We start from the raw sequence: 13725 nt of genomic DNA on the forward strand, positions 1-13725 counted from the left end.
GCAACCCGCGAGCCGATGGTCAACGTGGGGGAAGGGGGAACTCCGCGCCGCCAACAAAAAAGACGATCAAATCGATGCTCCAAAGTGGCCCATGCCATCCCAGCTAAACTCAAAAGCGTCTACCACAGGCGGATGCAATGTTCGGGCTAATAGGTATACGCCATATTGATCGTTGCCTGAAATCACATTGCTGGCTGCTGGCGTAGCACCTCCGATCGTATTATCGGGGGCGTTGTTGACAAAGACACCACTCCGTAAGTTACCTAGTGCGGCCGTGCCGTTGCTATCCGTTCCGATAAGGTTCCCTTGAACGAGGTTGGCTGTGGCGTCGGTTCCTAACAGATACACGCCATGTTGGTCGTTGCCGGAAATCACGTTACCAGCTCCGACGTCGGTGCCACCAACCGTGTTGCTTGCCGCGGCATTGATCAGTACACCACTTCTTAGATTGCCAATGTCGGCCGTGCCGTTAGGATCCGTGCCGATGTAATTCCCCTGTACCAAATTTCCAGTTGCGTCTGCTCCTGATAGATAGACGCCACATTGATCGTTGCCTGAAATGACATTACTGGCTTCTACCGTGGTGCCTCCGATCGTGTTGTCGTGTGCATTACTAACCATGACTCCGCTTCGCAAGTTACCTAGCGTTTCGGTGCCATTGATATCCGTGCCAATCAGGTTCCCTTGAACAAGGTTGGCTGTGGCGCCGGCTCCTAACAGATACACGCCGAATTGATCGTTGCCGGAAATCACATTGCCGGCTCCTTCGTCGATGCCACCGACCGTATTGCCCACGGCGCCGTTGAGCAGCACGCCGCTCCGTGTGTTACCAAGGTCCGTCTCGCCATCGATATCCGTGCCAATCAGGTTCCCTTGAACAAGGTTCGCTGTGGCGCCGGCTCCTAGCAGATACACGCCATGTTGGTCGTTGCCAGAAATCAGGTTACCAGCTCCGGTCAACGTGCCACCAACCGTATTGCTTGTCCCCGCATTAATCAGCACACCGCTTCTTAAGTTACCAATATCTGTCGCACCGTTTAGATCCGTGCCGATAGAGTTGCCTTGGATGAAGTTTCCGGTGGCACCAGTACCGGCGAGGTAGATGCCATACTGATTGTTCCCGGAAATTGTATTGCCTTGACCTGCACCAGACCCGCCGATGGAGTTGTCAGCAGTGCTGGCGATGATCCCATTGGCCTGATTCGGCAGTGGGCTATATCCCCTGGCATTGAGTCCGATGATGTTGTCGTGAACGATGGTTTGGACCGCTGTTGAACCCAGGATCGAAACCCCATTGCTGCCGTTACCCGAGATCACGTTACCTTGGCCGACAAGACCAATGATGGTATCGGGTGCGTTGATGATTGAAACGCCATTCTGACTGTTGGGGACGGCCGACGATCCGTCTGGCGAAGTTCCGATTTTGTTTGAGGTGATAACATTCGCGGTAGCTAAAACACCATTGACGATGATGCCCGTTGTGCCATTGGCCGCAATGACATTTGCATCGATGGTATTGTCACTGCTGTTCACAACATGAGCGCCCGACAGCCCGTTGCCCAACGCCATTCCGTTTGGATCGAGCCCAAGGAAGCAATCCGTAACCGTGTTTCCAGCGCCACCGTTGAACTCGATACCGTCTCCACCAAAACCGTAGATTGCAAGCCCGATTAGGCTGCTACCCGCTGCGGTATTAGAAAATTGGAGACCATCAGCCGACAGACTGGACGTAGCCCCTTCGAGCCCAATCAGAGGAGTGGACGCATAGCTGGGCTGTGTAGAGCCATCGACGAATATCGGATCAATAACCGTTGGTAGCGCATCGGAGAGTGATATAACCTGTGGTCCGTCACCGGGGATGTCGAATTGGATCACGTCAAGATTTGCTAAGAAGTTGGCTTCTTCAATTGCCGCACGCAAACTGGTAAATCCGTCTCCGTCTAAGGCAATTCCGTCACCCAATAGCGCATCATGCGTGTCGCTGGTCGTATTGACAATAAATTGACGAAGATTGTTCGGCTGGTTCAGCGAGGCATAACCAACCGTGCCAAAGACGTCAGTTACGTATAGTTCAATAAAGTAGACTCCAGCCCCCAATCCTTGTGAATCGAGGTACACTTGAAGATCAAGCGAGCCGTCCGTTTCACTGGTGACTAGCAATCCGTCGACATACCACTCATAAGTGACATCGGGATCTTCGGTGACATCGGGAAGTTGTCCTAAGGAAGCGACAATCATGTCATTCGGTTGCGACTGGATGCTAACATCGATTTCGTATTCCAGTACGAGTTGCGAGTCGTACAAGGAGGCTGGTTTTTTGTCGCCTTTGATATAGACCGAGAAATCGAAACCTTCGGACAGCCAAGCACCATTGACGGTCAGGTAAGAAGTGGATCCACCGTCGTCTCGTGTAATCAAGGCTCCGCTGTCATCCACGGCAAGACGTTCATCGATGATCACGCCATTGAAATCACGCACGAGTCCGACCCAGTGGGTGCTTTCTCGAAGGTCGACGCCATTGTCCAATACACCAGCACCATCCAACAAATTGATGATGGTGGTTGTATCACCACCAGTGGGATACTTGATGTTGTATTTCGTAAATGGGGGACGACTTTGGGGAATCAGTGGGATGTCGACGCCCGGCAAGTCCTGGCCGAATTTACCTGCCTGCAATCGCCAACGTGGTCCTGGCACGTTAAGCACCAAATATTCATCGTCAACATTATTTACCGTTTCAAACAACTCACGTGCGTACTGGGCATTGGGTTCGAACGGATCACGATTCATCGTCGTAAACCATGCGTTGGTGAAACCACCCGTCAAGTCGGACGATATTCCATCCGGCTCAATCAACATTGAGTCACGGAAAATTGTCCCGTCAACAATTGTCGTGCTGCCATCGCTTAGTACAACCTCGATTTGGTTCTTGACACCAATTTCGTTGCCATTGAGGTCGTGGATAATCAGATCCTCTGGCGTCGCGTCCGTTGGCGGCACGATATTGCCGTTTTCATCGAGCAAGAAATAGGATGGATAGTAGGTTCCATTCCCAGCGTAGTCATTCAGATCCGAGACCCACAGGAATTCACTCGCGTCGGCGGGATTGGCAACGACCTGGTAGTTGCCAATAACTTGGTATTCCGGTGTTCGTCCTGTGGCCTCTTCGTTTTCAAGATCCTCGGGACGAATCTGGTCATTGGGGTTGTTTGTGACCGCGTGGTTTACTCGAAGGTTCGCAGTTGTTACGTGATAAGTCAGCCCCGTCTCTGTCCATGCTTGTGGTAACGGCAGCGAGGCATTTAGCCGGATATCATTAGGACGCTTCACAGCAGTACCCCAGCGGTATAGCAATTTGCCATCATCTTTGAATGTCACCGAATAGATCGGAACATCTTCATCAACATCGAAGGCGACAAAGATATCCTTGAGAACAGAACTCTCGTTTGGTTCGATTAACCCATCATTGAAAGCGGCGACTAATTCGGCTCCGCTATAGGTGGTCCCATGAATTCCTTCCGTCGGTGTGTAAACTCCTGTCGCCTCATCGTAGGCCAAGTCGATTCGCACGAACGTATCATCCGAGGGAGACTCGTCAAAACCTAGGATGTCAGCCATCACTCGGTAGTGTTCTGTCGATGCCTTGACAGTGTCGCCACCCAATCCGGTCAGCCAAGTTCCTAATGGCAATCCCGATTTAAAGAGGACGGTATCAGCATCAGACAACTGCATGCCGATCGCATTTCCGTTGCCGTCATCCAAATTGCCGACCCAACCTTCGGTATAGATCCCATCGTTCACCTTTTCTTCACCACCAACAAAATCCAAGACGTGGAATCCGAAAGTGCTGTCGATGGGATAGAGCGTAACGCCTTCTTTCGTCACGATTGGCTCAACGTCACCAACACCCGCAGTATCGATGATCGAGGGGTCGTTAACGTACATGCCCCCGTCATATCCCCCAAGGACATCATCGATTGAGAATGTGTGGAGTTGCGAGATGTAGTCGGTCCCAATGTCTCCGTCGAACTCCCCAATCGCTGGAGTGAGCCGTTGCAAGCCTGCGCCGGGTACTGCGTCACCGTCGGCATCTTGATTTCCACCCGAGCCGCCACCATCGCCTCCGTCATCACCGGTCGACGGAGTGGGTGGGACGACTTCACCGATCCAATTGAAGTCGCCGACCATCACATTGGTCCAAACTTCATTTTGATTCCACGATCCGAACGGCTGGAATTCGAAATCCATGCCGTCGGAAAGGCCGACGGTCCACTTAGCATCAACGTCATCACGGCCAGCGACATCGATCAATCCATCGCCATTAAAGTCGCCGCTGCACACGTCAACGAACGTACCACTTGTCGACCATTGACCGAAGGTCGCATTGCTGGACTCCGTTCCGTCGGCAACCTTCACCCACCATTGGTTGTTTATGTTTCGTGCGATAACGTCCTCATCGCCATCGGCATCGACATCGCCGATCATGACGTCCAAGATTGGCTCGTTCGGTATACTACCTCCCCAACCTTTTGTCTTGAACTGTTCACTCCCGCTATCGGAGATTCGCGACTCGGTCAATACCCAAGATCCGCTGCTGGCAATTCGAGCGACGATGTCATCGCGGCCATCCCCGGTGACGTCACCTGTTAGCACGTGGCTGTAATTGGTTTGGTCATTGTCGATCAACGTTTCCCACGGTTCACTTCGAAAAACGTCGGTTCCTGTATCATCGGCAGTATAGGAGATGACAACCCATTGGACTTTGTCTTCCCCATTGTCATCAATAATGTACCGCCGGCCAACGATATCTTCTCTGGCGTCGCCGTTGTAATCACCCACCATGATGTGCTCATAAACTTCACTCCACGGCACGTTGCTCATGTCATCCGTGAACGATCCGTCATAGGAAGCGAGATACCATGTCCCCGAAGCGTCGCGGCCCACGATTTCATCGATGCCATCGCCATTGAAATCGACGGGCATGGCATTGTCCCAAACTGCCGGTGGGCTGCCGGTTACGTTAAGCACGGAATCATCAAACGACCATTGATCGTCAACATAGGTTGTGACGGAGGTCATCCAGTTTTGCGTCTCAGGATTCCAACCAACGATATCGTCTGCGCCTTCACCATTCAGTTCGGCAACCATCACGTTCGTCCACTCAACTCCGTCGGTCCAACCGCCGTAGCGAGTTTCTTTGAACACGTCTCCGTCGGAGATGCTGACCCACCACGATCCGTCCGTCCGACGACTGATGACGTCATCAATCCGATCCGTGATGCGGACTTGGTAGTCTTCGACTTCACCATAATGGAGAGTTTCATCACCCAATTCACCTGTGGGCAGGATTTGAATGCCCTCATCGGGTCCAACTGGACTTAGACGGAAACGAATGTATGATTCGCCCGCAACTGCTTCAGCAGGAATAAGCATCGCAATGTTCACAAATCCTCCGTCAGCCAATTGCAGCTGATCCACAACCTCCGTGACCTCAGGATCCTCTGTGGGAACTCGGAATTGAATTCGTTCTGCGTCAGGGTCGAATAGACCATCGAGATTCGCATCGATCCAAGCGTATAGATACCCACCGTCCGGATCGACTGTCGAATTGCCATCGGCTAAACGTAAATAAGCGTCTACGTCAATCCGTGTGTCAGCACCGGGAATGATCGCACTATGAAAAACGATGCCTTCTTCATCATCGAGATTAACACCGTCATCTCCTAAGGCATCTTGTGTTGAAATCGCATTCGCTTCGGCATCGATCCCAATGTTTTCAGCGACGCCTAGGTAGTAGACGGGCGTGCCGGATGGGTCGACCAGAAGCTTAGCGCGAGCGGGTTCCGCGAGATCGTTATCAGGATCGCTTTCATAGGAAACGGGAGCATCGCCATAATCGAACGCATCCACACCTTCAGCCAATTCATAAGTCAGGATCAGTTGCGCATCAAAGAGGGTTGCCGGTTTTTGATCGCCTTTGACATAGAATGCAAAGTCGAACCCGTCGGTCAGTGGCAAACCATTGACGGAGACTCCATCATTATCTGGATCGCGTTCGTTGATACCCTCATCGTTAAGCACTGTGAACACCCAGTGATTGCTGTCTCGGAGGTCAACACCGTTATCCAGCAATCCAGCACCGTCAAGCAGGTCGATCGTCGTAACCGTTTCAGCGCCAACCTCATACTTGATATTATCGCTTTGGAAAGGAGGCTCGCTGCCAGGCTCTAGGGGGATTTCCATTCCCGGGATGTCTTGCCCAAACTTATTGGAAAGCAAACGCCAACGTGGTCCTGAGACGAGAGAGCCATCGTCGCCATAGTAGTACTCGAACGGATCCCGATCCATCGTTGTATACCACTGCCACGTGAAACCTTCCACGATATCTTCTGAGATCCCTTCTGGGTTAGCGAGGGCGGTATCGCGAAACGTCGTACCAACGGAGATGATCTCGGTAACCGGTGCTCCGCTGACGTCCTCGGTGACGACGACTTCCTTGTTACGCAAGCCGACCACAGCGACATCTTCCCCTAGTTCATTGGGCATTGTGATGAGTTGCGGATCGCCATCGACATCCGCAATCGGAGTTCCGGAATTGTCCGACGGAACGACGTAGACAAGATCGTCTAAGCTGAAGTCAGGATAACCCTCTGGGGCTTGAGGGTCACTTGCGTCGAGATAGACAACTTCCCCCTCGGCGTCTAACCATAGATAACTCGGCAAGTAACTTCCGTCTCCTGAATAGTCGTTGCCATCGGCTCGCCATGCAAAACTTTCGTCCCAACCATCGACGCCCCAACTACTGGGGTCACTGACTGTAACGCGGTAAGAGGGAATGCGACCAGTTGCAATCTCGTTTTCCAAATCCTCTGGGCGAATTTGGTCGTTAGGGTTATTGGTAATGGTGTGACGAACTTGCAGTTCCGCTTGGGTGACGACATAGCCAGGTTGGCCATCCTCGACGGCAAGCCATTCTTCGGGAAGCGGTACATGGACCCCAATGCGAATGTCATTGGGGCGTTTCACCAATGTGCCCCAACGGTACAACAGCTTTCCATCGTCCTTGAAAGTCACCGAGTAGGATGGCGATTCTTGGATTTCGCCGGTGTAGGGATCATGTTGATAGGCAACGAATAAATCGTTCATCACGGTGCTTTCGTTCGGATCAACGTCGCCATTTTCAAACATGCCCACTACGTCACTAACCGTCAGTGGAGTGTCCTGAACCTCGCCGTCGACAATCAATCGATACTCATCGTCAGTCGGATCTCCATCCAATCCAAGTAAGTTGGACATGACCACGTAGTGTTCGGTGGAAGCCTTCACGGTATTGCCACCAAGTCCGGCTGCCCAGGTACCGATCGGAAGCGTGGATTTGAAACCGTCTGTTTCGACATTGGAAATAACCAATCCAATTGGCTGGCCATTGCCGTCATAGGCGTTTCCTACCCAACCCTCACGAAAGACACCATCGTCCAAGGATTTTTCTTCCGCACCAACAAAATCTTCGACCACAAAACCAAATGTACTATTGATCGGATAGAGAACATTGCCTGCCTTATCCAGAATCGCGGGTGTGTCGTCACCATGCAATTCAGGCGCATACACGCCTGGCTCCGCAGTGAAGTCAATGATGTCGACACTTTCTGTCTTATTCGTTGTGCCGACAAAATCCCCTGTAACCTCGACGTAGTCGTTGCCACCTAAGCCTGTATTCGGATCATGAATCGAAAACTCAACCAGCGGCGAAAGATAGCTGATGTCTGCAGCTAAAAGTATTCGCTTTTCGATCGTTTCCAAACCCAGCTTCCGCAAGCGTACGTTTCTCGCACCGCGTTTCCTCTTGGCTAAATTGCGAGAAACTCTGGACAGCTGATGCACGAAGTTTTTGGTTGCTAGCTTACACATGGGATATTCCTAGAACGCGATGCTAAAACTCCAATGCTCGAACCTCACGTGAGATCCAAACAAAGAAGCTCACTCCATCTTGCCAAGAGGGTGGAACGACTATGACGACAATTTGTCAGTTGCTACGCAGGGAAATCTTTGGTTTCAAAATGTGTTGCGGTATGCATATACGCTCACCCAAACTCGTTACGAGAAACGTCCAAAGCAAAAGCTTGATGCGAGCGTTGCCAGCCACGGATCCAAGCACCTACTGTGCCACACCCCCCCCTTTTTTTCTGCCACTGCAAAAGCAAGAAAATCTCTATCGCTGCACAAAGGCAATTCAGCCAGCATTAACTCGGCTCAAACAAAGACGCAATGTCGCTGGCAAAGCCATAGTGACAATTCGGACAAGCTCACCGCTTCAAAACATCTCGCCAGTCTCAAGTGGTGTGTTCGATCCATACTGCACACTCAGTGCAACATGTTGTCACGTTCCTTAACTGTCATCGCCTCATGATTCACCCGAATGAACCAAACACCACGCGCTAAACAGTCGCTTTGCTCAACAAAATCTTTACCCATACGTGTGCGATGTAGTCGCATAGACTGTGACCGTTCTCACAAGCAGCGTGCGTCATCGACTCAATCCCGTTAACGATCGCGATACACAACTTACATTCGGTAAGGTCCGCTGAGCGACGTCGATCCGACTTGAAGTCGAACAGGATTGGTTTGATGGGTTGGACCATCGGGTGAGTACGGAGAAAGCATTCTTGCTACCGCTATTATCGCTTCCATCTTTTTCGATACCGAAGAGCTATTGTGACTCGGTCAATCCCCCATCATGAAGACGCCGCCGGAGCGAAGGGGAGGATCGAACAGTCGGAGCAAGCAGACAGCAAAACCACGCTTCAAAATGCCACGAGTTTGGTCGGCCAATCGAAGCTCATCGATCGGCTAACTCGCTTAGACCACATGATGATTTGTTCAACATCTTGGATAAACTCTCTCTAAAGTCGAGGCTCCTCACGCCGAGCGTTGTGGAAAGCCAAATCCTTTGGACGACACATTACGATCGTGAGCCTGACGGTTAATTTTCTTGACCGTGCGAGTCAGAATAACGCGATATTTCTCAATCGGATCGAGAAACCCGTTTTTACTCGAGGCGAATCACCTCGTTCGACAGCGTCCCATTATTGGAAGTAGCTGCAGTGGTGCCCGCCGATCACATGGGGAGTCCGCATCAAGCATGAGGTGGTGAGATGATTCCGAGCGTGCTTGGGGCCTAGAATGGCCGACGAAGGAGATCTCAGCCTATCCGAGATTGCAACAGAAATTGCTCGCCGAATCTGAATACGACTTGCTTGTGGTTAACAAACGACCTCGTTCCGCCGTCCCTTTTTGCGGCGTGTCGGCTACTGTCGACGCTGATGCATGAGAAGATGAATTTAAAGCCATTTCTTATTTCATTCAAGGCTGACTCTCTCGAGGGTTAGCATTCGAAATTCCATCGCCTCGGCGCCGGGTATTGCAGTGGCACGCAGGGTCAATTCTCCTTTGCCTTTCCTCAAATCGATCTCGCCAATACCAACTGGCCTGAAGTCTTTGACGTAGGATTCAGCCCGGGGATGGCGATCGTTTTCGGCTCCGCGTTCAGGCACGTCGTGTGCCTCAGCTATTTGAAAGCGTAGGCTCGCATCATTAAAACGAAGCGTACAGTCGGCACCGGCCTGCTTGGCTGCATAGTAAAGCACCACCTTGTATTTTCCAGTCGTGGCGACTTCGGCAACAAACGTGATCTTGTCGTCAGTGTTTTTCCAATTTTTGAAGTAGGAGCAATTGGGGTATCGATTCGACCGCTCAATCCCACCGTGGGCAACGGCATCGCGAGCCGGCAGTTGAGTTAGGATCGAGTCTGGGTGAGCGATCACAAAAGGACGATCGTCGACGAAATAGCCAGCCATGTGGGCTTCGCGATGTACCGTGACTTTTTCGACGAGCGAAGCAACAACATCCAGATGCTCTTTGCTGACATCTTTCCTCTGTCCAGGATCCGCGATCATGTCGAAAAGCTTACCCTGATTATCAAGTCGGAATTGTTGGCTGCGGGCGCTGATTTTGTCCTTCCAGTGGTTGATCAGAATACGGTCGGGCCAGCCTTCGGAGTTTCCGATGAGTAGCGGTTTGAGGCTTACACCGTCTAGCGACTTCTCTGTCTCAAAGGAAATATCGGCCAGCTCGCAAAGAGTGGGCAGCAGGTCACGTGCACTCGTGATTTCTGGAATCTTGGTCCCGGGTTTGATAGCGTGTGGCCAGCGGACATAGAGCGGACTGCGGACACCTCCCTCATCGGTGCTTCCCTTTTTACCTTTCATCCCGCCGTTCCATCGGGTTCCGTTGGGGCCGTTGTCATGAAACCAGACCACGATCGTATCGTCAGCGATGCCCAATGTGTCAAGTTTCTCTAGGACTCGGCCCACGTTCCAATCCAGGTTCTCACACATTGCCAAGGCGCTGCGTTTGTGACTTTGAATTTCCTTATTGGGTTGCTGTTCGTTTTTGAACTGCAAAGGTCGATCTGAAAAGCGTTTCCAAAATCGTTCCGGAACCTGCATGGGAGAATGAGGAGTGTTGTATGGCAGATATGCAAAGAACGGTTTCTTCTGATCGACCGACTTCTCCATAAAGGCTATCGCATTGTCAGTGAAGTCGTCGATGCAAAAACCTCTCCCGCGCACGATGCGACCATTTCGCTCGAACATCGGGTCGAAATAGTTGCCCCAATGGCCACTGCAAAAGCCGTAGAACTCGTCGAACCCACGACCGTTGGGATGATAAGGGTACTGCATCCCGTTGTGCCATTTACCAAAAGCGCCAGTTCGATAACCTTCCGCTTTAAAAAGATCGCCAATCGTTACCTCGTCAAGATCCATGCGTTCGCCACCGGCAGAGGTCGAGTAGACGCCAGAGTAAGCATGATGACGACCGGTAAGGAATTCGGCACGCGTAGGAGAACATACTGGACAGACGTAAAAACGATCGAAACTGGCACCGGCAGTGGCCAGCGAATCGATGTTCGGTGTTTCAAGATCGGTATTACCGCTGCTACTCAAATCACCCCATCCCTGATCGTCACTTAGAAAAACAACGACGTTGGGACGTCTTGCTTGTACTTCCGCGACCACTGGCACCGTAAACGCCGCAACCAAGGCACAAAATAACCATTGTACGATTTTCAAGTCTGTTCTCATGTCCGTTCTCAGTACCAAAGCATCTTCATCATGAACGTGGGATGATCGTAAGCAAGAACCTGGCATGGCGCTGCGATGCCAAGCCGGGCATTGATCTAATCTAGTCGATGTCATAGTAGTCGATGTCATAGTCGATCGCTACAAAGCAACCACGACGCCGCTGGAAAACAGAACAGGTGAGGGCGTGGACAGCGAGTCGTTGAGTTTCGCGATTCATGAGCGGGCAGTTTAAATCCGATCGCCGCGGCAACGCCAAAGATGCCGTACTCGCGACTCGGGCAATGCAACCGCCCACTCGTCAAGCCATGCCTGCCAGCAGCGTGAACTTGAGAACTGGGATCCAGGAGTACCTTTGGCCCCTATCCAAAGAGATGGAGATTGAGCGGCGAGCTTTGTGATTCGGCGAAATGAGACAGACACCGCGCTGCAGACCAATGATTTTGATCAACGTGGAAACCGGCGATACGCTGGGATGCAATACGAACGACGTTGACGCGACACTCGTCGACACTAAAAATTGGGGATTTCGAGGAATCTGGCGTACACCGCGATCGCTCGCCATTTGTGGATGTGAGAGATTCTCTCAGCGGCCATGCATCCGTCGCTCACTGTCAATGACGATTTGAGAAAGTTGTCTATTGCAAACGGTACGGTATATTGATGCTCAACATCAGCGCACGCCACTGGTGAATCGTCCGGAAGTGATTGCAGACGCCACACAAACAACTCGCCCGAGAGCCCCCATGAGCCGACCTACCTGTTCCCTACTATTTGCCTTTGTGATCACCGTGGTACCAGCGACGATACTGTTCGCGGCTTCACCGACACCTTCCAAAGCACCGAACGTCGTTTTTGTGATGACTGACGATCAGGGATGGGGGGACTTGGCCTGCAACGGTAACCCGTGGATCAAGACTCCGACAATCGATGCGTTGGCGTCACAAAGCACAATGCTGGCCAACTACCATGTCGATCCGACATGTGCGCCGACGCGATCCGCCTTGATGACGGGTCGCTATTCCGATCGAGTGGGTGTTTGGCATACGGTCCAAGGACGCAATCTACTGCGAACCCGTGAAACCACGATGGCTAATGTTTTCTCAAACAACGGCTACGCGACCGGCATGTTCGGCAAATGGCATCTAGGCGACGCTTATCCGTTTCGCCCCCAGGACCGTGGGTTTGAGCATGTCGTTTATCACGGTGGTGGTGGCGTGATGCAAGCACCTGATTATTGGGGCAACGATTACTTTGATGACACCTACATTGTCAATGGTAAGCGTAAACGTTTCAAAGGATTCTGCACCGATGTGTGGTTCGACGAAGCAATGAAGTTCATCAAATCGAACAAAGAGAAACCATTCTTTGCCTACATCGCTACGAACGCACCTCACGGGCCACTCTATTGCCCAACGAAGTACACCGACCTCTACGAAGGCGACGAAAACGTTCCCTCCAAAGAGTTCTACGGCATGATTACGAATATCGATGATAACATGGCAAAGCTAATTGAATTTCTGCATCACGAAGGTCTCGAGGAGAACACGATCCTCGTGTTCACGACCGACAACGGCACTGCATCCGGAGTAGGCCGAGGTCGCGGTTACGATGGGGGCATGCGAGGAAAAAAAGGATCGCAATATGATGGTGGTCACCGCGTCCCATTCATGATGCGATGGCCAGACGGAAAAATCTCAACCGGAAAAAGCATCCATCGTTTGACAGCACACATCGATATTTTGCCGACATTCATTGATCTATGCAAATTGGACGCACCCGAGATTGAATTTGATGGAACAAGTCTTCGCAGCTTACTCTATGGCGACCAGGACCTCTGGGATGATCGAAGTTTGGTCGTCGAGTCACAACGAGTCGTCGATCCCGTTAAATGGCGACAATCGGCGGTAATGACCGATCGTTGGCGGTTGATTAACGGCAAGGAGCTTTACGACATCAAGGCCGATCCAAAACAGAAAACAGATATCGCCAGCAACCACCCAGAGGTGTTCGAGCGACTACGGAATGAATACGAAAAGTTTTGGTCAGATGTGTCACGCGACCATAACTTAACGGGAACCGTGATCATTGGCTCAAAGGCACAACCGATCGTATCCTTTTCGTCACACGATTGGCTGGTCGAAAATGTTCCGTGGTACCAGCCTCATATCATTGCTGGCGACATGGCCAAACCCGCGCACTGGGCGCTCGAAGTAGCGCACGATGGCGAGTATGAAATCTCACTTAGACGATGGCCAGCGGAAGCCGACAAGGGCATCAACGATGGCACCTATGGAAGAGCATTTCAGTTTGACCAAGCAAGATTGCGTATCGGCCAAATTGATGAAACCAAGCCGATTCCCGTCGGCGCAAAAGAAGTCACGTTTCATGTAACGCTCAAAAAGGGAATCACCGAATTTTCGCCGTTGTTCATCGGTGGCGACCTCGAAGCAACGCCCTATTACGCTTACATTACCGACGCCATTGAACCCGGTTGGCAAACGCCAGAGGGCATGGACATTCCGGTCTACGATCCCGACTACGGTCAACGTTGGCCTCAACGATCGAAGCGTTGAATTCACGGTGT

General features: G+C 51.7%; 4 protein-coding genes. 1 reads left to right on the forward strand and 3 read right to left on the reverse strand.

Translation table 11 applies throughout. From position 1 onward, the window contains the following. Positions 1 to 66 precede the first annotated feature (66 nt). The 3 genes from CA13_RS31500 to CA13_RS31510 all read right to left on the reverse strand — a co-directional run bounded on the left by CA13_RS31500 (position 67) and on the right by CA13_RS31510 (position 11141). Positions 67 to 7815, reverse strand: coding sequence for a GEVED domain-containing protein (locus CA13_RS31500; RefSeq protein WP_146404097.1), 7749 nt, complete (start codon positions 7813 to 7815; stop codon positions 67 to 69). 620 nt (positions 7816 to 8435) lie between these two features. Continuing rightward, positions 8436 to 8639, reverse strand: a complete 204-nt coding sequence (locus CA13_RS31505; protein WP_146404098.1) for a hypothetical protein — start codon at positions 8637 to 8639, stop codon at positions 8436 to 8438. A 717-nt stretch (positions 8640 to 9356) separates the two neighbouring features. Beyond that, a complete protein-coding gene (locus CA13_RS31510; protein WP_146404099.1) occupies positions 9357 to 11141 on the reverse strand; it encodes an arylsulfatase in 1785 nt (594 codons plus the stop codon). A 743-nt stretch (positions 11142 to 11884) separates the two neighbouring features. Here CA13_RS31510 and CA13_RS31515 point away from each other — a divergent pair. Then, positions 11885 to 13714, forward strand: coding sequence for an arylsulfatase (locus tag CA13_RS31515; RefSeq protein WP_146404100.1), 1830 nt, complete (start codon positions 11885 to 11887; stop codon positions 13712 to 13714). Positions 13715 to 13725 lie beyond the last annotated feature (11 nt).

The sequence above is a fragment of the Novipirellula herctigrandis genome (genome assembly GCA_007859835.1).
GTDB classification, from domain to species: domain Bacteria; phylum Planctomycetota; class Planctomycetia; order Pirellulales; family Pirellulaceae; genus Novipirellula_A; species Novipirellula_A herctigrandis.

What these genes read in the sequence shown, in the direction of transcription:
- CA13_RS31505 (WP_146404098.1), bottom strand. Translation starts at nt 8,639, where the DNA reads ATGGTCCAACCCATCAAACCAATCCTGTTCGACTTCAAGTCGGATCGA.
- CA13_RS31510 (WP_146404099.1), bottom strand. Translation starts at nt 11,141, where the DNA reads ATGAGAACAGACTTGAAAATCGTACAATGGTTATTTTGTGCCTTGGTT.
- CA13_RS31515 (WP_146404100.1), top strand. Translation starts at nt 11,885, where the DNA reads ATGAGCCGACCTACCTGTTCCCTACTATTTGCCTTTGTGATCACCGTG.